Origin of the sequence: Methylocystis sp. IM3, assembly GCF_038070105.1 — a bacterium.
GTDB lineage: Bacteria > Pseudomonadota > Alphaproteobacteria > Rhizobiales > Beijerinckiaceae > Methylocystis.
Genome location: NZ_JBBPBZ010000003.1, coordinates 48,215 through 67,843 on the forward strand (window position 1 = coordinate 48,215; position 19,629 = coordinate 67,843).

Annotated in this window: 14 protein-coding genes; 11 read left to right on the top strand and 3 right to left on the bottom strand. The window is 68.2% G+C overall.

Annotated features, from left to right (window positions below):
* The first annotated feature begins 2 nt into the window (after window positions 1-2).
* From WOC76_RS19980 to WOC76_RS20015, 8 genes are read left to right on the top strand one after another with little or no spacing between them, the layout of a single operon-like run.
* A complete protein-coding gene (locus WOC76_RS19980; RefSeq protein WP_341108932.1) occupies window positions 3-1,130 on the top strand; it encodes a hypothetical protein in 1,128 nt (375 codons plus the stop codon).
* A gap of 33 nt (window positions 1,131-1,163) precedes the next feature.
* Window positions 1,164-1,772: a phage baseplate assembly protein V gene (locus tag WOC76_RS19985; RefSeq protein ID WP_341108933.1), complete on the top strand. Its 609-nt coding sequence runs from the start codon at window positions 1,164-1,166 to the stop codon at window positions 1,770-1,772.
* Between the two features lie 13 nt (window positions 1,773-1,785).
* Complete coding sequence (locus WOC76_RS19990) at window positions 1,786-2,121, top strand: hypothetical protein (RefSeq protein WP_341108934.1); 336 nt, start codon at window positions 1,786-1,788, stop codon at window positions 2,119-2,121.
* The gene (locus WOC76_RS19995) at window positions 2,118-2,489 is read left to right on the top strand and encodes a GPW/gp25 family protein (RefSeq protein WP_341108935.1); all 372 of its coding nucleotides are present in this window, start codon (window positions 2,118-2,120) and stop codon (window positions 2,487-2,489) included. Before WOC76_RS19990 ends, WOC76_RS19995 begins: the two co-directional genes overlap by 4 nt.
* Entirely contained in the window at window positions 2,486-5,338 is a 2,853-nt protein-coding gene (locus WOC76_RS20000; protein ID WP_341108936.1) for a putative baseplate assembly protein, read from the top strand. Before WOC76_RS19995 ends, WOC76_RS20000 begins: the two co-directional genes overlap by 4 nt.
* Window positions 5,335-8,370 (top strand): putative baseplate assembly protein, encoded by a 3,036-nt coding sequence (locus WOC76_RS20005; protein ID WP_341431562.1) that lies wholly within the window; start codon window positions 5,335-5,337, stop codon window positions 8,368-8,370. The genes WOC76_RS20000 and WOC76_RS20005 overlap by 4 nt, the downstream gene beginning before the upstream one ends.
* A 10-nt stretch (window positions 8,371-8,380) precedes the next feature.
* The gene (locus WOC76_RS20010) at window positions 8,381-10,612 is read left to right on the top strand and encodes a hypothetical protein (protein WP_341431563.1); all 2,232 of its coding nucleotides are present in this window, start codon (window positions 8,381-8,383) and stop codon (window positions 10,610-10,612) included.
* Window positions 10,613-10,624: 12 nt separating this feature from the next.
* The gene (locus WOC76_RS20015; protein ID WP_341387301.1) at window positions 10,625-12,088 is read left to right on the top strand and encodes a DUF6519 domain-containing protein; all 1,464 of its coding nucleotides are present in this window, start codon (window positions 10,625-10,627) and stop codon (window positions 12,086-12,088) included.
* Here the strand turns inward: WOC76_RS20015 and egtD are convergent.
* Together egtD and egtB are read right to left on the bottom strand one after the other, a co-directional pair.
* Window positions 12,045-13,055 carry an L-histidine N(alpha)-methyltransferase gene (egtD, locus tag WOC76_RS20020; protein WP_341387300.1) on the bottom strand — a complete coding sequence of 337 codons (1,011 nt, stop codon included), beginning with the start codon at window positions 13,053-13,055 and terminating at the stop codon, window positions 12,045-12,047. The two genes, WOC76_RS20015 and egtD, sit on opposite strands and share 44 nt — an antisense overlap.
* Entirely contained in the window at window positions 13,055-14,359 is a 1,305-nt protein-coding gene (gene egtB, locus WOC76_RS20025) for an ergothioneine biosynthesis protein EgtB (RefSeq protein ID WP_341108941.1), read from the bottom strand. The genes egtD and egtB overlap by 1 nt, the downstream gene beginning before the upstream one ends.
* A gap of 278 nt (window positions 14,360-14,637) precedes the next feature.
* On the opposite strand from egtB, the gene repA reads away from it, so the two are divergent.
* The 3 genes from repA to repC all read left to right on the top strand — a co-directional run bounded on the left by repA (window position 14,638) and on the right by repC (window position 18,411).
* Window positions 14,638-15,801, top strand: coding sequence for a plasmid partitioning protein RepA (repA, locus tag WOC76_RS20030; protein WP_341108942.1), 1,164 nt, complete (start codon window positions 14,638-14,640; stop codon window positions 15,799-15,801).
* Entirely contained in the window at window positions 15,798-16,802 is a 1,005-nt protein-coding gene (repB, locus tag WOC76_RS20035; protein ID WP_341108943.1) for a plasmid partitioning protein RepB, read from the top strand. Before repA ends, repB begins: the two co-directional genes overlap by 4 nt.
* A gap of 223 nt (window positions 16,803-17,025) precedes the next feature.
* Entirely contained in the window at window positions 17,026-18,411 is a 1,386-nt protein-coding gene (gene repC / locus WOC76_RS20040) for a plasmid replication protein RepC (RefSeq protein ID WP_341387299.1), read from the top strand.
* On the opposite strand, the gene WOC76_RS20045 is transcribed toward repC, so the two are convergent.
* Complete coding sequence (locus WOC76_RS20045; protein ID WP_341108945.1) at window positions 18,356-19,255, bottom strand: recombinase family protein; 900 nt, start codon at window positions 19,253-19,255, stop codon at window positions 18,356-18,358. The genes repC and WOC76_RS20045 overlap by 56 nt on opposite strands.
* Between the last annotated feature and the right edge of the window lie 374 nt (window positions 19,256-19,629).

A 19,629-nucleotide genomic window follows, 5' to 3' on the forward strand; every position in this document is an offset into this window, starting at 1 on the left:
CCGTGCTGAAGGGCGTGAGCCTCCATATCATGATGGGCGTCGCGTCGCCGTCGCCGGCGCCCGCCGAGCTCGTAGAGGCGCTGGTGTCGGCGCAGGTGACGCAGGCGACCGAGCGCCGCAGCGGTTTCACGATGTCCTTCGCCTTCGGCAAGAATTCGCTCGTGCGGGAAAAGTTTCGCCAGGGCTTCTTCGACCCGCCGCAGCGGGTCGTGCTCACGGCGATGGTGAGCGGCAATCCGATGGTGCTGATGGACGGCGTCATCACCCGTCATGAGATCGCCGCCGCAAACGATCCCGGCGCCTCGCGCCTCCAGATCACCGGCGAGGATTTGTCGCGCCTCCTCGACGCCGTCGACCTCAGCTGGGTGATGAAATATCCCGCCATGCCCGCCGAGGCGCGGGTCGCGCTGATCCTTGCGAAATACCTGCCGCTCGGGATTACGCCGATCGTCCTGCCGAGCGTCAACGTCGATGTGCCGCTACCGACCGAATACATCCCCAGCCACATGGGGACCGACCTCGAATATGTGACCTATCTCGCAAAGTCGGTGGGCTATGTCTTCTACATCGATCCGGGACCGCTGCCGGGCCAGTCGATCGCCTATTGGGGCCCCGAGATAAAGACGGGCCCTTCGCAGACGACTCTCTTCGTCAACAGCGACGCAATGAGCAACGTCGACAGCATCAGTTTCAGCTTCGACGGTTTCTCCAAGACCCTGTTCGTCTTCCTGCTGCACGACGAGCGGGTGCCGGTCAATATTCCGATCCCCATCCCGGTGCCCGACGTCAATCCGCTGTCGCCGCCCCTCGGCCCGCGCGCGCCCCTCCCGCTGCGCGCCGAGCCGCTGACGGGCATGGCGAAATTCTCGCTCCCGCAGGCGCTGATGGTGGGGCTTGGCAAGGCGGCGCGCGCCGCCGAGACGATCACCGCAAGCGGCTCGCTCGACGTGCTGCGGCTCGGCAGGGTCTTGCGCCCGCGCCAGCTCGTCACGGTCGCGGGCGCGGGAATGCCGCATGACGGGCTGCATTACGTGCGCAGCGTAACCCACGACCTGCGGCCTGGCGAATACAAGCAGCGCTTCACGCTTTCACGCAACGCCTTCGAGCCATGGTCGGGCCTGGCGGCGTAGGATTTTGGCGGCCTGGGACAGGAGAGCCTCGGGATGAGCAGGAAGACCATGGCGCAGCTCGGATTTGTCGACAGCATGCGCCCCGACGAGGACGAGGACCTGCCCGCCTCCGACGCGATGAGCGGCGTCAAGCGATATTACGGCAAGTATCGCGGCACGGTTCTACCCACGCCCGATCCGGACCGGCGCGGCCGGCTCATGGTCGAGGTGGCCGACCGGGACGGGCCGAACGTCACGGGCTGGGCGCGGCCTTGCCTGCCCTGGGCGGGCCTTCAGATGGGCTCTCTGATCGTGCCGCCGCCGGGGTCGAAGGTATGGGTGGAGTTCGAGCAGGGGCTTGCCGATTATCCGATCTGGGTCGGCTGCTGGTGGGGCTCGACCGCGGAGGCCCCGACGGTCGCCAAGGCGAGCGCGCCGGCAATGCCGATCTTCGCGTTGCAGACCCTGTTGCAGCACGCGCTCGTCGTGACCGATACCCCCTACCCGCCATACCTGCCCACGGGCGGCATATTGATCGGCAACGCGACGGCCTGCATCGCGATCGACGCGACGGGGGTGCGCATCTTCGGCCCGACGGTTCAGGTCAACGGCGATCCGGCCGGCGCCGCGCCTGCGGCCGCCGCGCTGCTCGTGACCAAATGAGAGGAGGCGTGAAATGCCGGGCTTTGTTGCGCTCCCCGCCAATCAGGTCGTCTGTTCGCACGGCGGCCAGGGCAAGCCTGCGCCGCTGTCGCCGCGCGTCTTTATCATGGGCCAGCCAGTGGTTCCCCTCGTTGCGAAATACACGATCGCCGGATGCAGCCTCGCCGCGTCCGGTTCGTCGCCGCCCTGTGCGACAGGCGCCTTTCTCAGCGGCGCGAGCCGGGTCCTGGTCTCCGTCGCGGGGGCGCTGAGCCCTGTCGTGATCGTGCCGGCCCGAGGCCAGTGCGCGCCCACCGGGCAACCGCTGATCGCGCCCCCCGCCGGTCAACAGCGGGTCTTCGCATCGTGAGCGCGCCGTTCAACGCCGACGCGCCGCTGCGCATCGGAGCCGACGGCCGCACCGTCGGCGCGGCCTACGACAAGCATGTCCGCGACATGATCGAGGCGCTGCTGTTCACCCAGCAGGGCGAACGGGTGATGCGTCCGGAGATGGGATCGGGGCTTCTCCAATATCCCTTTGCTCCGAACAGTCCCGAACTCGCGGCCGCCTTGCAGCTCACGGCGCGGTCCGGGCTCGAGCGGTGGCTGGGCGACGTGATCGAGGTGCGGTCGCTGTCGGTCGAGGCCGAGGACGCGACGCTCGTCGTAACGCTGACCTGGGCCTTGCGCGGCACGGGCGCATTCACGACCGAGCCCTTCGTGCGGAGCCTCGAATGAGCGGCTGCGACCCCTTCGGCCCCGCCTGCGCGGGCGACGAGCGCCGCGAGTTCGTGCGTGCAAGCGGCGCGCTCTGCGGCATCGACGACATCGAGGTCTATGAGGATGGAGTCTCGCTGTGCGTCAGGCTGTTCGGCGCGCCGCCCCAGGGGCTGGGGCCCGAGAATGTCGTTATTACGGGCGGCGCGCGGATTACCGGCATCAAGGCGGCGCGGGTCGATCTCGAGGAAATCGAGGACGAGGGCGCCTGTCTTCGCGTCACGCTCGACCGGACGGGGGATTTTTCGACCTATTGCCTGTGCCTGACGGCGGCCCCCGCCGCCGATGACGCGGCCTGCTCCTTCCTGCCGCCGGCCCCGGCGCCGCTCGTCCGGCCGGCGCCGGCGGGCGTCGACCCGCGATATGCCTGCGCCGAGTTCCGTTTTCATCTCGACTGTCCCTGCGACGACGACTGCGCGCCGCGGCCCTGCGTGGGCGAGGCCCCGCCGCCGGACATCCCCATCAATTATCTCGCCCGCGATTTCGCCGGCTTCCGCCAGCTCCTGCTCGACCGCCTCGCCCTCGCCATGCCCGACTGGCGAGAGCGCCACCTGCCGGATCTCCAGCTCACCGCGCTCGAGCTGCTGGCCTATCTCGGCGATCGGCTGAGCTATCAGCTCGACGCGGTCGCCACCGAGGCCTATCTCGGGACCGCCCGGAAAAGAATCTCCCTGCGCCGTCACGCGCGCCTGCTCGATTACCGGATGCACGAAGGCTGCAATGCGCGGGCGTTCGTCTGTGTTTCGATCGAGGGCGGCGACTTGCTCGACCGTCCGGCGTCCGATTTCCTGTTCGCCGCGCCCAACCCCGACGATCCATCGCCGGCCACCGGGCTGGCGCCGCCGGAACGGCTGGACGGCAATGCGCTCGTTTTCGAGCCGGTCGTCTGCGCGCCCGACGCGACCATCAGCCTTCGCGCGGCCCATAGCAGCATCCCCTTCCATACCTGGCGGCAAAGCGAATGCTGCCTGCCCAGGGGCGCGACGCGGGCGACGCTGCGCGACGGCGCGCCGCCCGCGGCGGGCGAAGGCGGCGGCGGGGAGACGCGCGCGCTCGACCTCCGGCCCGGCGATCTGCTCATCCTCGAAGAGACGCGCGGCGCCGACACGGGCGCCGCGGCCGATGCCGATCCGGCGAAGAGATGGCCGGTGCGGCTCGTGCGCGTCGAGCCGCTGGTCGATCCGCTGGACGGCGCGCCGCTCATTGAAGTCGAATGGGGGCAAGAAGACGCCCTGCCCTTCGCCTTGCAGCTCTCGTCCTGGACGGCGCCGGATGCGCCGGGGGCGCTGCGTCTCGCGCCAGGGGGAACCCTTGTCGTCGTCGCGCGGGAGGCGGCGGGCGAGGCGCTTCCCGAGGGCGGCGTCGCCATCGAGACGCCGCCGCCCCGCGGCAAGGCGACCATCGACGCCGACGGCGTGCTGACCTACACGGCGGCGCAAGGCTTCTCAGGCGCCGAGATCGTCGAACTTGCAGTCACGACGCCCGCCGGGTCGCGCGTCAGCTTCACGCTGACCTTCGTCGTCGGCGAAGACCCCTTCTGTCGGGTCGTGGAGACCGCGGTCGCGCGCGGCAATGTCATTCTCGTCGACCATGGCCGCACCTTCGTCGAGGACAATGACGCATGGCTGGTCGATCGGGAGGATGTCGCCGACTGTTGCCGCTGCGACGGCGCCGCCGCCGACGTTCTGGGCGTTCCGGGCGCGTTCGCCATGACGCTGGACCGGGCGCCCGTCTGCCAGGCCGCGCCGGCGCCATGCGGAGACGTTCCGGCGGCGCGCCTGCTCGAGCAGGACCCGCGCGCGGCGACCGCCGCCGTGGCGCTCGACATGGCGGACGCGCGCGGGGGCGCCTTCACGGGCGCCTTCGACTGGCGCGCACGCTTCGACCTGCTCGGCAGCGGGTCTTCCGATCGCCACTTCGTCGTCGAGATCGACGACGACCGGCGGGCCAGGCTGCGCTTCGGCGACGATGACTGCGGTATGCGCCCGCCCGCAGGCGCGCGGTTTCGGGCGCGCTATCGCATCGGAAATGGCAGGGCCGGCAACGTCGGCGCCGACACGATCGCCCTCATGGCGCTGCGCGGCGTCATCCGGCTCGACGGCCTTTCGATCGAGCTGCGCAATCCGTTGCCGGCGCGGGGCGGCGCCGACCCCGAGCCCGTCGAGGAAGTGCGCCGTCGGGCGCCCCACGGCTACGGCCGGACGCTCGAGCGCGCCGTGACGGCCGCCGATTACGCCGAAATCGCCGGGCGCGATCCGCGCATTCAGGGAACGAATGGCGAGTTCTCCTGGACGGGCGTCTGCTATGAAGCCGAGGTGGCGCTCGACCCCTTCGCCGCCCATGCCGAGGACGCCGATCTGGCGTCCGACGCGCTGCGCCGTATCGAGGCGGCGAGGCGGATCGGCCATGACGTCGCCCTCGCGAGGGTCAGGCGCGCGCCCTTGCGGATCGGAGCCCATGTCTGCGTCGACCCTGCCTATCGGCAGGACGAGGTGGCGCGGGCCGTGCGCGCGCTGATGTCGGCCGGCTCGCTGCCAGACGGCGCCCCGGCGCTGTTCCATCCCGACCGGTTGCTGTTCGGACAGGATGTATTCGCCTCGCGCATCGTTGCGGCCATCCAGGCGCTGGACGGCGTCTTGCACGTCGAGCTCACGCATTTCTCGCGGCTCGACGACGTCAAGCCCGGCGCGACGAGTCGGCTCGACTCCGGCGTGATCCCCATCGCCGCCGACGAGATCGCGCAATGCGACAGCGATCCCGACTATCCGGAAAGAGGACGGTTCTCCATGCGAATCGTAGGCGGCCGATGAGCGCGGCGGCGCCTTGCGCGGGCTGCGGCGCGCCATCTTGCGATTGCCGCTGCGGCGCCTGCGCGGGCGGTCCGTTCCTCGCCGCGCGCGAGAACCGCATGGGCCTGTCGCGCATCGACACGCGGATCGGCGGACATGCGCGCTTTTTTGCGGCCGCGACGCAGTCGCTGTCTTCGGCGGAGACGCCCGCCTTGCGTTTGCTGAGCGTGCGCGCGGGGGACGATCCCATCATCGCGCTCCTCGATGGCTGGGCGATGATCGCCGACATACTGACATTCTATCGGGACCGCTTCGCCAACGAGACCTATCTGCGCACCGCGCGCGAGGAACGATCGCTCTTCGAGCTTGCCGCGCAGGTGGGCTATCGGCCTCGGCCAGGCGTATCGGCCAGCGTCGCCCTGGCCTATCTCCTCGACCCTGCCGCAAAGCCCGTGACCGTGCCGGCGGGCGCCCGTGCGCAATCCGTCCCGAAGCCCGGCGAGCAGATGCAGAGCTTCGAGACCATGCAGCCGCTCGATGCGCGGGCCGAGTGGAGCGAGATGCCGCCCCGCCGCTCCTGGCTGCCCCCGCTCGACCGCCTCGACGCCCTGTTGCGCGACGAAATCCGGTTGAGCGGCGCGCAGCTCGTGGTGCGTCCCGGCGAGCGGCTGCTGTTCGTCTTCGGCATGAAGCAGGGCTGGCAGATCGCACGGGAGGTGGCGGCGGCTAAGGCGGACATCGCGTCCGATTGCGTCGTCGTCACGCTCAAGCCGCGTCCCGGCCTTACCGCGGCGCTCGCCCAGAAACTGCTCGACCTCCTTGAGAAGGCGGCCGGAACCGCGGGCGACCATGCGGCGAGCGCGGTTCGCGGCGTCGCCTCCTATCTGCTCGGCGCCTCGCCCCGGGACGCGCGGCGGACCATCTCCGACACGGAGCGCGACCTTTATGGCGTCCTCGAGGACATCGAGCGCGCGCCGCGCGCCCCGTCCAAGGGCGCGCCCGGTTTCAGCATCGACGCCATCCTCTCGAAGGTCGCGACGACCGCCGGCCGGGCGCCGCCGGGGGGGCCGCGCAGGGTGGTCGACGCGCTGCGCCCGTCTGGCGACGGGCGGGCCGCCCTCATCGCCGCCGGCGCGCCGGACGTCGGCGAGGCGCTTTACGCCGCCTGGGGAAATCTGCCGGCGAATGGCTCGAGGCCGAAAAAGGCGCCGGACCTCTACCTGCTGCGGCTCGTCGCCGGCGCCTTTGGCGGCAATGCGCCGGCGCTGCTCCCCGACGGCCATGTCGCCGACGACGCCAGCATCGAAGACCTCGACGGCGAATACGTCTTCCTCGACACGCTCGCCGAGGGCGTCGAGGGGGGCGGCTTCGCGCTGATCGACGCCCCCGCCACGAGCATGTCCTCGGCGCGCCTCCTGCGCATCGGCCGCGTGCGCGAGGCGCAGCAGACCGCACGCTCCGACTATGGCCTCAACGCTCGGGTGACCCGCCTCGACGTGGTCGGCCTCGAGGACGACGAACCGCTCGGCCTCCCCGCCGCCGATGACGGCCGCGGCATGACGGTGAAGCTGCTGCGCCGGATACTCTATGTCGCCCAGAGCGAACCGGTGACGCGGGCGCCCGAGCCGCTCGACGCCGTCGTCGAGGGCGACACGATCATGCTCGACGGCCTGTATCCGGATTTCGCGCCGGGGCGGTCGATCCTCGTCACCGGCGAGCGGTCCGACATTCTCGTTGGCGGCGCTCCGGTTCCGGGCGTGTCGGGAGGCGAGCGCGCCACAGTGGCGGCCGTTACGCAGGGGCCGCTGCCGGGCTCGCCCGGCGACACGCCCCATACCGTCCTCCATCTCACCGCGTCCCTGGCCTTTTCCTACCGGCGCGCGACGACGGTCGTCCATGGCAATGTCGTCACCGCCACTCATGGCGAAACCGTGAGCGAGACGCTCGGTTCGGGAGACGCCGGAGAGGCGTTCCAGCGCTTCCGGTTGCGCCGCGCGCCGCTCACCTTCGTCGCCGCGCCGACGACGAGCGGGGTGGTCGATACGCTGCGGATCGAGGCCAACGGCCTCGCCCTCGCCGAAGTCGCGGCGCTGTCGGACGCCGGACCGAGGGACCGGGTTTTTCAGCTCGCGGTCGACGCGTCCGGCGCGGGGGCGATCGAGGGCGGCGACGGGAAGACCGGGATGCGGTTTCCGACCGGCGCCGAAAACATCCGTGCGACCTATCGCGTCGGCGTCGGCGCCGCCGGCAATGTCGACCCCCGGCAGATCAGCCTCGCCGTCACGAGGCCGCTCGGCGTGCGGGGGGTGATCAACCCGCTGCGCGCAAGCGGCGGCGCGGACCGGGACGGCGTCGAGGCCATTCGCCGGAACGCGCCCGTTCCCACCCTCGCGCTCGCGCCGCAGTCGCGGCTTGTCAGCGTCGATGATTACGAGCATTTCGCGCGCGCTTTCGCCGGGATCGGCGACGTGCGCGCGGCGATGCTGTCCGATGGGCGCCACCGCGCCGTCCACGTGACCGTGGCGGGCGTCGACGACGCGCCGCTTGCTCGGGGCGACACCCTCATGAGCGCCCTGATCGACGCCTATGCGCGTTTCGGCGATCCAGCCTTGCCGGTGGTCGTCGCCGTGCGCGAGCGGGTGACAGTGCTGGTCCAGGTGGCGATCGCCGTCGCCGCGGACGCCGACCGGACCCTGGTCGGGGCGGCGGTCCGCGCGCGTCTCGCCGACGTCTTCTCCTTTGCCCGACGGGGCCTTGCACGGCCCGCCTACCGCTCCGAACTGATCGCGCTCATCCAGGCGACGCCGGGGGTCGACCATGCCGACGTGGAGGCGTTCGGCGGCATATCGGACTCCGACCTGCTGGATGCGGCGCGTCTCGCCGCCACGTTGCGCAAACTGCGCGAGCAGACGCGAGAGGGCCGTCCGCTCGCTTTGGTCGCGGCGCAGCCGGCCCGCACCGCGCCGCAGGGCGCGCCCGAGCGGCTGCTGCCGGCGCAGACCGCCTATGTGCGGCCGGATGTCCCTGGAACGCTTGTCGTCAACTGGTTGTGAGGAGGCCTGGGTGATCGATTCCCGCGATGCGCTCTTCGAGCTGTTGCCAGCCTTCGTCAGACAGCGGGATCTCCTCGGCGGGGGCGTGCTGCGGCAGACGCTGCGCGTGATCGGCGCCCAGGCGGTCGCCCTCGAGCGAGACCTGGAGCGCATGTATGACGACATGTTCATCGAAACCTGCGCGCCCTGGGTCATTCCTTATATCGCCGACCTGCTCGGCGCGACGCTCGTCGAAAGCGGGCCGCAGGGCGCGGGCGCGCGGCGGCGCGCGGTCGGTCGCCTCCTCGCCGCGCGGCGCAAGCGCGGCGCCATGGCTGCCCTCGATGCGCTCGCGCAGGACGTCGCCGGCTGGCCGGCCGAGGCGCGGGAAGTCTATCGTCGTCTCGCGGTCGCCCAGCACCTCGATCATGTACGTCCGGAGCGGACCGCGACCGTCCGCATCGGCGCGGCGCTCGCGCTGGAGGCGATGGAGCCCTGGGGCGGGTCGTTGATCGGGGAGGTTCGGCGCGGCGCGCCCGGCGACCGGGCGTCGCCGGCCGACGTCGCCGGGCTGGGCCTCGCCGTGCGCCGGACCCGGTCCTTTTCCGTCACCGCCACGCAGGCCTACGCCATCGAAAATCGTGAGAACTGCTACAGCTTTTCGGTGTTGGGAAACGACGCCCCGCTCTTCGATCCCCGCCTGCCCGCGCCCATCTCCCGCCTCGGCTTCGAGGTCGGCGCCGGGCCTGCCGACGCAGCGGCCCGCGCGGATCCCGAAATTTACGGGGTCGGCAAGGCGATCACGATCTGGGCCGAAGGCTGGCCGGATCGTCATCCGGAAGCGGGCGCGCGCGCGCAGCCCATACCGCCCGAGGCGATTATTCCCGCGGATCTGGAAGGCTGGAAATATCGCCCGCCCAAGGGCAAGGTCGCCGTCGACCCCGTGCTCGGCCGCATCATGTTCCCCCTGACGCAGGGACCGGCCCGCGGCGCCGCCGTGCGCGTCAGTTACAACTATGGCTTCGCGATGGAGCTTGGCGGCGGCGAATACCCGCGGCCGCCGCTCGCCATGCCGGCCCATGTCTCGCGCCGACGGGTGCGCGCGCGCGAAACGGGAAAGCCGCCGGAGGGCGAGTTCGCCGAGATTGCCGACGCCATCGCCGACTGGCGCGCCGCCAGAGACGCAGAGGCGGCGCCGGGCAATGGCGACGAACCGGGCCTGACCGCCTTCCCGGCCCTCGTCGTCGAGCTTGCCGAAAGCGGGGTCTATTCCGGCGCGCTCGACATCGAGATCAGCCATGGAGAGTCCATCTGGATTGTCGCCGCGCCCCATACGCGGCCCGTGCTCTGGCTGAGCGATGCCGAGGCCGGGGCGCAGGACGCTCTCAGCGTGCGCGGCGGCAAGGGCAGCCGCTTCGTGATGGACGGGGTGATGGTGGCGGGGCGCGGCCTCCGCTTCGCGCCGCTCGACGACGGCGAGGAGGAGAGCGCGGCGGACGGCGGGCTCTGCGAGGCCCTGCTGCGCCACTGCACGCTCGTGCCGGGTTGGGGGCTCACGCATGATTGCGAGCCGCTGCGGCCAAATGATCCCAGCGTCGTCCTGGATGGGGCAAGGCTTTGCCTGCGCGTCGAGCGCAGCATCGTCGGGACGATCGAAGCCAATCTCGCCGCCACCGGCGGACCGCCGGCGCAGATCGAGATCGCCGATAGCGTGATCGACGCCACGTCGGAGCAGCGCGCCGCCATCGGCTCGGCCGACGCCAACGTCGCTTTTGTGCGGTTGACCATCGCGCGCAGCACCGTCATCGGCGCGGTGGCCGTCCATGCGATCGGCCTCGCCGAGGATAGTCTCTTCGCGGGCCTCGTCACGGTGGCGCGGCGCCAGCAGGGCTGCGTGCGCTATTGTTGCCTTTCCCCCGAGTCGCGCGTCCCCCGCCAGCACCGATGCCAGCCCGCGAGCGCGCGGGCGCGGGTGCGCGAGGAGGCGGGGCGCGATTCCTTGCGCGAGCAGGCGCGCGAACGAATGCTCGCCGACGTCGCACTGCGCATCGCGCCGCATTTCGTCTCAACCCGCTATGGCGCGCCCGATTATGTGCGTCTCGCCGCCTGCACGCCGCCCGAGATCGCGCGCGGCGCCGGCGATGGCGGCGAAATGGGCGTCTACCACAATCTTTTCGAGCCCCAGCGTCTGGACGGCCTCCAACTGCGTCTCGTCGATCATTGTCCCGCGGATTTTGCCCCCCTCGTTCTTTTCGCCAGCTGAAGAGGTTCCCTCATGCGCGGAGATTTTGCGCAAGTATCTTTCAATCCCGCCAACGGGTTCACGCGCGTTCTGGCCCAGCAGGGCCGCATGTTGCTGGAAGCCGACCTCAACGAACAGACGGCTATTCACATCTATTATCTGCGCAAGCTGATCATCGACGCCATCGGCCGCTGCTGGCGCGCGGGCGACGGATTCGCTCTTGGAAAGGGCGATTCCGTCAACGAGTTCAGCATCAAGGCCGGCCGTCTCTATGTCGATGGCCTCATGTGTGAGCTGGCGTCCGCCGCGACCTACGCCACCCAGCCATTCTGGCCGGTTCCGGGCGCCGAGCCCGGCGCGGCGGTCGATCTTCCGCCGGCGTTCCTCGTCTATGTGGAGGCCCACGAGCGCCACCTCTCATCCGTGCAGCTGCCCGCCCTGCGGGAGGTCGCGCTGGGCGGGCGAGACACCGCGACCCGCGCTCAGATCGCCTGGCAAATCCGGCTGATGACCGAGGAGAAGGTCTCCGCGATCCTGAAACAGTTCAATCGCCTCGCCGAAATCCGCAAGGCGCATCCGGGGCCATATGTTTACCGGGAAGGCAAGCTCGACGACTTCCGCAACAAGCTTGAAGCCAATGCGAGGCAGCTCGGGGCGCAGCTCGGCGCCGCGGGACCCGGCGCCCAGGCCTGCGCGGTCGCTCGCAGCTTCCTGGAGTGCTGGGATCAGATCGGCGCGCTCATGCGCGCCCGCGCCCGCTTCGAAAGCCGCAATCTCGATCCCTGCGCGATGCCCGCCGACGCCCAGTTCCGCAGCCGCGACAACCAGCTTTACCGCGTCGAGATCCACCGGGGCGGCGCTGCTGGCGAAGCGACCTTCAAATGGTCGCGCGAAAACGGGTCCGTCGAGTTTTCTCTGCATTCTGTCAAGGTCGCAAACGGCGGCGCGGTCACGGCGGCGATCGACGCCCTCGGCCACGATCGCCGAACCGGGCTGTGCGAGGGCGACTGGGTCGAGCTGACCAGCGACGCTTTCGAATTCGCGGAGGTCGCGCCGCCGCTCGGCCAGATCACGGCGATCGATCGCGCCAAGCGAATGCTGAGCATAAAAATCGCGAACCCGGCGGGCGTGGATTTCAGCGCCTGCACCCTGCTGCGCCGCTGGGATCAGACGCTGGAGACCGCGCCCGATCTTCGCGACGACGGCGCAATAGCCGTTCAGGAGAGCAGCGAGGGCCGTTGGACCCCGCTCGAGCGCGGCGTCCAGATCCAGTTCGTTCCCGGCGGCTTCTACCGCACCGGCGACTACTGGCTGATTCCCGCGCGCGTCGAGACCAATGACGTCCTTTGGCCGCAGGCGACGGCGGGCAAGCCGGACGCCATTGCGCCCCATGGCGTCGAGCGCCATCGCGGCGTCCTGGGGTTCGGCGTCAAGGGTGCGGCGGAGACGACCTTCACCAACTGCGCTTGTCGCGTCGATCCGCAATGCGATCATTGATCGAGGCTCGAGGGGCGATGAGTTCGTGCAGACTGAATAGACCCATCGCATCCGTCCAGACGCGAGCAGGCCTCCAGCCGGCCCGCCGGGCGATCCGTTGGAACTCCTCGATCGAATGCTTGTAGGCGTTCTCGGTATGGATCGTCTCTCCCGCACGGAAAGCGAACCGGCCGACCCCGGCGTCGACGAGTTGATCCTTCCGGCTGACGAGATGCATTTCGACGCGCCCTTCGACGGAATCGTAAATCGCCGCGTGGCTGAAGGTCAGCGGATCGATTTTCCCGCCGAGTTCGCGATTGATGCGGGTGAGCAGATTGAGATCGAACGCCGCCGTGACGCCCTCGGCGTCGTCATAGGCCTCGAGAAGTCGGCGAACGTCTTTCTTCAGATCGACCCCAACGATCAGCCTTGCGCCGCTCGAGAGCGTCTCGCGCATGGCGTCCAGCACCCTGGCCGCCTCCAAAGGCGCAAAATTACCGATCGTGGAGCCTGGAAAAAATCCCAGTTGCGATCTGCGCGAAATATCGGGCGGAAGGTCGATCGGGACTGAAAAATCGGCCGGGATCAGTCGCACGTCGAGCCCGGAAAAGCGCGACGTCAGCCGTCGACGCGCGTCCGCGAGGGCGCTTTCCGAAATGTCGATCGGCGCATAGGCGTAAAGGCTGCCCATCGCCCTGATGAGAATCTCCGTCTTGACGCTGGAGCCGGAGCCGAATTCGACGAGAACTGTTTCGGATGACGCCCCCTCGAGCATCTGCCTCACATTCGCGTCGAGAATATCCGCCTCGGTTCTCGTCAGATAATACTCGGGCTGGCGCGTGATTTCCTCGAACAGGGCGCTGCCTCTGTCGTCATAGAAAAAGCGGCAGGGAAGGCTCTTGCGCGGCTGTGACAGGCCCGCCGCCACGCTTGCGGCGAAATCCTCTTGCGGCGCGACGGGCGCCCTGCTTTCCGTCGCCTTCGACATCAGCCTGCCTCCGACGCGAGGCGGACGCCTGTGAATTGCCAGCGCTGGTGGGGATAAAAGAAGTTGCGGTAGCTTGCGCGAATATGGCCCTCCGGCGTCACGCAGGAGCCGCCGCGCAGCACGTGCTGGTTGACCATGAACTTGCCGTTATATTCGCCGAGCGCGCCCTCGGCTGGACGATAGCCGGGGTAAGGCAGATAGGCGCTCTGGGTCCATTCCCAGACGTCGCCGAACATCTGGCGAGGCGATCCCTTGTGCGCCGCTACCGCCGGCAGGGGCCGCAATGCGGATGTTCCGAGGGTGTTCCCCTCCCGCCCCGCTCGTGTCGCCGCCGCCTCCCATTCGAATTCAGTCGGCAACCGCCGCCCCGCCCAGCGCGCATAGGCGTCGGCTTCGTAGTAGCTCACATGCGCAACCGGCGCATCGGGATCGAGCGGCGTCAGGCCCTCGAGCGACATTTCGAACCATTCTCCGTCACGACGCTCCCAGTAGAGGGGCGCGCGCCAGCCTTCGCGGCTCACCGCCGCCCAGCCGTCCGACAGCCACAGGGTCGGCGTCTCGTAGCCGCCGTCGGCGAGGAACTCCCGCCACTCCTCGTTCGTGACGAGGCGATCGGCAAGGCGGAAGGCCCCGACAAGAGCGTCGTGGCGGGGCCGTTCATTGTCCCATGCAAAGCCCCTGCCCTCATGGCCGATCCGATAGACGCCGCCGGAAAAATCGATCCAGCCGGCAGGCTCCCGGCGCGCCGCAACGGAGCGGGGCGGCGCGGGCCGGTAGGCTGGCCGCAAGGGGTTTGCGGAGAAGAGAGCGAGGATGTCGGTAAGGATCAGCTCCTGATGCTGCTGCTCGTGATGGAGTCCGATCTCGATCAGGTCTGCGCAGGCCGGCCATGAGGCCATGTGGCCGTCGATGAGCCGCGCGAGCGCGATGTCCACATGCTCCCGATAAGCGAGGACCAGGTCGAGCGACGGCCGGGTGAGAAGGCCCCGCCTCGGCCTCGCCTGGCGCGCGCCGAAAGCCTCGTAATAGGAATTGAAACAGTAGCTGAAGGTCTCGTCGTACCGCGCATAGCCGGGCAGGTGCGGGGCAAGGACAAAGGTTTCGAAAAACCAGCTGGTATGAGCGAGATGCCATTTCGTCGGGCTGGCGTCATCCATGGCCTGTACGGTCATATCTTCCGCGGTGAGCGGAGCGGCGAGATGAAGGGAAAGCTGGCGCGTTTGGAAAAGACGCGCACCCAGGTCGGACGCGGAAAAGTCGGCGGCAGAGAAGCCGGAAGCAGAAAAGGACGCGTGGGGCGCCATTGGCGTCTCTCCTGTGGCGGACAAGAGAGGCATATAGGGCCGCGATCGCCGTTTCAGAGTTCGCGTCCCCTTCCCGCCTGTCTTGCGGCCAGGAAAGTTGCCAACTGGCAACCGAAGACGCGCCCAAAGGCGTTAATGGGCGTTAACCCTTTATCATTTGCAAGATCCGGCGAATCGGGGTTTTTTAGTTACGGGTCATGGGCGCAGAAACGCCACCGTCCCGTAGTTATGACGCCGGTCCGAGGAATTGCGCCAAGATGGTTTTCGCCAAGCCAAGGATGACCTCGGTTATAGCTGGCGATGGGGCCGCCTTGTCGCAGGAGCTCAATATGCTCCGCAAGACGCTGTTTCCGCCAGAGTCAAAAAAGGCGTTGAGAAGCTTCTCGTCTGGCGAGGCGGCGAAACTCATCGGAATCGCCGACGGTTACCTGCGGCAACTCTCACTTGGCGGAAAAGGGCCGCAGCCGGAGATCGGCGCCGGCGGGCGCCGGTCCTACACGCTCGATCAGATCAACGATCTGCGCAAGCTCCTGGAAGAAGGCGGAAAGGGAAAACGCTATCTCCCGCGCCGCAGCGAGGCCGATGCCTGCCAGGTTCTGGCGGTCGTGAACTTCAAGGGCGGATCCGGCAAGACGACGACAGCCGCGCATCTTGCGCAATATCTGGCCCTGCGAGGCTACCGCGTGCTCGCGGCGGATCTCGACCCGCAAGCCTCGCTCACGGCGCTTCACGGTTACCAGCCCGAATTCGATATCGGCGCCAATGAGACCTTATACGGCGCTATCCGTTATGGCGCGGAGCGCCGGCGACTCGAAACGATCGTCCGCACAACCTATTTCCCCGGCCTCGACCTCGTGCCGGGCAATCTCGAACTGATGGAGTTCGAGCATGAGACGCCCCGCGCGCTTGCGGAAGGGGGCAGCGAGACCTTCTTTGGCCGCGTCGCAACCGCGCTGGGAGAGGTCGAAAGCAAATATGACGTGATGATCCTCGACTGCCCGCCGCAGTTGGGCTTTCTGACACTGGGGGCGCTCTGCGCGGCGACCTCGGTGCTGATCACCGTGCATCCGCAAATGCTCGACGTCATGTCGATGTGCCAGTTTCTCCTCATGGCCTCCGATCTCCTGTCGGTGGTCGAGGAATCGGGCGCCGAACTCGATTACGATTTCATTCGCTATGTGGTGACGCGGTACGAGCCGTCGGATGGTCCGCAGACCCAGATGGTCGCTTTCATGCGCTCGCTCTTCCGGGACCGGGTGCTCACCAATGTCGTTCTCAAATCCACGGCGATCTCCGACGCGGGCCTGTCGAAACAGACGCTTTACGAGATCGGCCGGGAGAATTTCACGCGGGCGACTTACGATCGGGCGATCGAATCGCTCGACGCCGTCAATTCGGAAATCGAAGGCTTGATGCAGCAGGCGTGGGGACGACAACCATGAGCCGGAAGGACACGCTTCGTGCGCTCCTGGGCGCGCGCGAACGGGAGTTGCCATCTGGCAACTCGCCCGAGCCCGTCGCCGAGGCGATCGAGGCCCCGCGCCAGCTCGTCCGGTCCGGCGCCGTCGGCGCCATGGGGCGCTCCCTCGGGAAATTGACCCATGCCGCCGAGGAGGCGCGCGCGCTCATCGCTTCCGGCGACACGATCGTCCAGCTCGACGCCGCGCTCATCGAATCCTCTTTCCTGGAGGACCGACTCGGCGAGCAGTCGGAGGAACATGCCGCGCTTGTCGCGTCGATACGGGAGCACGGGCAACAGGTGCCCATTCTGGTGCGGCCGCATCCCGGCAAGGCCGGGCGCTATCAGGTCGCCTATGGACACCGGCGCTTGCGCGCGCTGGCGGAGCTTGGCCGCCCCGTTCGCGCCATTGTGCGGGAGATGTCGGACGCGGGCCTCATCGTCGCACAGGGGCAGGAGAATTCCGCCCGTTTGCAGCTCAGCTACATCGAGCGCGCGATGTTTGCGGTCTCCATCGAGGATCAGGGGTTCGACCGGGAGGTGATCATGGCCGCGCTGACCGTCGAGAAGACGCAGCTTTCGCGTCTGATCTCGATTGGCCGCGCGATTCCCTTCGAAGTCGTCAAGCTGATCGGCCCCGCGCCGAAGACAGGGCGCCCACGGTGGGCGGCGCTCGCGGAGAAGATCGCCGGCAGGGACCTCGAGCCGATCCTCGTGGGTCTCTCCGCCAAACCCGACTTCCTCACGGCGGACAGCGACGCGCGTTTTGCGCGTCTTCTTTCGGCCCTGACCCCGGCGCCTGTCGAGTCCTGCAAGAGAATCTGGTGCGATGAGGATGGCCGGCGGATCGCGACCTATCAGCGCGGGCCGGAGCGCGCGACGCTCACGCTCGACCAGAAGATCGCGCCCGACTTCGGGGAATATGTTCTCAGCCAGTTGCCGCAGCTCTATCGCAGCTATCGCGGGAGCAGGGGGACGGGTTGAGGACGAGAGATCGGGCCGTCCGCGGCCCGAATGCGCGCCCGGCGCGCAATGAGACTTACAAAATGAGGTGAACGCGCAAAAGAAAAAGGCCCCCGAAACGTCTCCGCCCGGAAGCCCTTCTCGATGTGTAGCGACTGAGAGAATCACACTTCCGCATAGCCCTGTCAAGAGTCGGCGCCGTTTTGGCGAGCAGCTTTCTTTTGCCCGAACGAGGCAAGAGATCATGCAGACGAGTATAACGACGCCCTTCGGGCGCCGGCGGTTGACGCGCGCCATGATCGCGCGCCAGTCGGCGACGCGGGATTTCATCGAAGCCCCCGGCGCGTCCGAGGCGGTCGCCCACAAGTGGCGTCTGTTTCGCGCCGTGACGGAGGCGAAAGCCGCCCTCGGGGTCTCGGACCGCGCCTTGTCGGTTCTGCACGCCCTGCTGAGCTTTCATCAGGAGACCATGCTGACTTTGCCCGCGACGCCGGCCGGGGCGGCCGCCGTCGGGATCATCGTCTTCCCATCCAATCGGGAGCTCTCCATCCGCGCGCATGGCATGGCGCCGGCGACGCTGCGCCGCCACCTCGCGAGCCTCGTCGAGGCCGGGCTGATCATCCGGCGCGACTCCCCGAACGGCAAGCGCTTCGCCCGGAAAGGGCAGGGGGGCGAGATCGAGGACGCTTATGGCTTCGACCTGGCGCCCTTGCTGGCGCGCTCGGCCGAAATCGAGCAACGCGCCGAGGCGGCCCGCGCCGAAGCCCGCGCCATGGCGCTTTTGCGCGAGAAGATCACCTTGGCGCGGCGCGACATTGCCAAGATGACGGCGCTCGGCATGGAGGAAGGCGTCGCCGCGGATTGGGAGGCGCTACAGCGCGCCTATCAACCCTTCGCGGACCATCCTCTTCGCACCCTCTCACGGGCCGAGACGGAGCGACTGGCGGCGGATTTAGCAAACCATGCCGCAAACATCCGCAACCTTCTGGAAGATCGAGCCAAACTCCAAAAAAAGAGCGCCAGTGAGTCTCACGATGAGCGCCATATACAGAATCAAACCACAAAACTTTCTGATCTTGAACCACGCCTTCGAGAAGGCGGGGGGCGAGGTCCGGAGCCAGCAGGCCGGGAGAAGCCCCCTGCATCTGCACTCGACGCAGGGCCTTTCGCCGTCGCCAAGGGGACGGGAGCGGGGGCGGGGGCGCGCGCCTATCCGCTGGGAATGGTGCTCGAGGCGTGCCCGGATGTCGTCGATTACGCGCGGGGCGGCGAGATTTCGTCCTGGCGGGATCTCGCCGCGACAGCCGTAACGGTGCGCTCCGCCCTCGGCGTTTCGTCCGACGCATGGTCGCAGGCGATCGAGGTTCTGGGCGAGCATGATGCGGCGGTCGTCATGGCTGCGATCCTCCAGCGTGGCGATGAGATCAAGAGCGCTGGCGGCTACCTGCGCGCGTTGACGGCCAAGGCGCGGGTAGGGGCCTTCTCACTCGGTCCCGTGCTCATGGCGCTGTTGCGCGGGAAGGCGGCAAACGCGGGCAGAACTGGAAAAGCGGCGGAGCGATCAGGGTCTCGGGCTATCGGCGCGGACCGAGCAGCCCAAGTTTTTCGGCCCGATCCATCAGGCTTTTGACGGAGGAGGGAGCCCATCGGACGCCGCCGCGTGGGGTGCGTTCATACATCGCCTCAAGCTGAGCGCCGATTTGGGCGAGGGTAAGGTCGGGATTGGCCCGGGCGATGCCCGCGACGAGGGCGAGGAGCCGTTCGCTGCTCGCCCGGCGGGGCGCCGGCCGGAGGAGCGACGCTTCGGCGAGCCCTTCCGCGACGAAGCGTTTGACCGCGCGTTTCAATCGCTCGACGGTCCAGCGAGGGAGACCGCCGGTCGTCGCCCTGCCGTTCAGGACGCGCGCGACGTCTTCCCAGCGGTGTTCGGGGCGCATCTCCCTTACGACCGGGAGCCAGTGTTCGGCGGTCTGGTTGACGCGCTCGAAATAGCTCTGACTGCGGGCCTCGGCGGTGCGGCGGATCGCTTCCGGATCTCTGGCGCGCAGTTTTGGATTGCCGCCAATGCGGCCGCGTTTCTTCGCCGCCCTGAGTCCGTCCCTGGTGCGTTCCTGGATGAGGGCGCGTTCGAGTTCTGCGACGGCGCCGAGCACCTGTAGGGCGAAACGGCCTTGCGGCGTCGAGGTGTCGATCGGGTCGGCCAGCGATTTGAAATGCGCGCCCCTGGCGTCCAGTGCGGCGATGACCGAGAGAAGATGGGAGAGGGAGCGGGCGAGGCGGTCTAGCCTGGCGACGACGAGAACGTCGCCGCGCCTCACAGCGGCCAGCGCCTGGGCGAGCTGGGGTCGAGAGGCCTTGGCGCCCGACAAGTGCTCCTTGAAGATCACGCCGCAGCCGGCGGCTTTCAGCGCATCGACCTGAGCGTCGGTCGCCTGATCTTCGGTTGAGACGCGGGCGTAGCCGATCAACGTCATGAAAAATTCTCCGGACCGCGGCGCTCGTGCGTGAAACGCGCCGTCTGCCGACGGCTGCGCGCGTTTTTCCAAAATGAGAATATCCGATGAAACGGTCGTTTGGATACGCCTGCGAAAGGGGCCGCTTCGGCCCGGCCATCTGCGGCACATCGGGAAAACGAGCGTTGTACTGGCCCTCGGACGCCCCAAAGCCGCCTTTGGGCTGCGTTTGAGACTTGTTGGGATCAGCGAAAAAAGCTCCCGCGCCGGGCGGCTCCACGCGCGGCCCAAAGAGTATCGTGTGAAACAAGCAAATCTACCGTTAAGTTGATTATGGATAGTAGAGCATATGTAATCCCGTGCTTTTCATCCTTACGTCGCCACCTGCGATTCCG

Coding starts and splice junctions, on each gene's coding strand:
- WOC76_RS19985 (WP_341108933.1), top strand. CDS start 1,164: ATGAGCAGGAAGACCATGGCGCAGCTCGGATTTGTCGACAGCATGCGC.
- WOC76_RS19990 (WP_341108934.1), top strand. CDS start 1,786: ATGCCGGGCTTTGTTGCGCTCCCCGCCAATCAGGTCGTCTGTTCGCAC.
- WOC76_RS20000 (WP_341108936.1), top strand. CDS start 2,486: ATGAGCGGCTGCGACCCCTTCGGCCCCGCCTGCGCGGGCGACGAGCGC.
- WOC76_RS20005 (WP_341431562.1), top strand. CDS start 5,335: ATGAGCGCGGCGGCGCCTTGCGCGGGCTGCGGCGCGCCATCTTGCGAT.
- WOC76_RS20015 (WP_341387301.1), top strand. CDS start 10,625: ATGCGCGGAGATTTTGCGCAAGTATCTTTCAATCCCGCCAACGGGTTC.
- egtD (WP_341387300.1), bottom strand. CDS start 13,055: ATGTCGAAGGCGACGGAAAGCAGGGCGCCCGTCGCGCCGCAAGAGGAT.
- egtB (WP_341108941.1), bottom strand. CDS start 14,359: ATGGCGCCCCACGCGTCCTTTTCTGCTTCCGGCTTCTCTGCCGCCGAC.
- repA (WP_341108942.1), top strand. CDS start 14,638: ATGACCTCGGTTATAGCTGGCGATGGGGCCGCCTTGTCGCAGGAGCTC.
- repB (WP_341108943.1), top strand. CDS start 15,798: ATGAGCCGGAAGGACACGCTTCGTGCGCTCCTGGGCGCGCGCGAACGG.
- repC (WP_341387299.1), top strand. CDS start 17,026: ATGCAGACGAGTATAACGACGCCCTTCGGGCGCCGGCGGTTGACGCGC.
- WOC76_RS20045 (WP_341108945.1), bottom strand. CDS start 19,255: ATGACGTTGATCGGCTACGCCCGCGTCTCAACCGAAGATCAGGCGACC.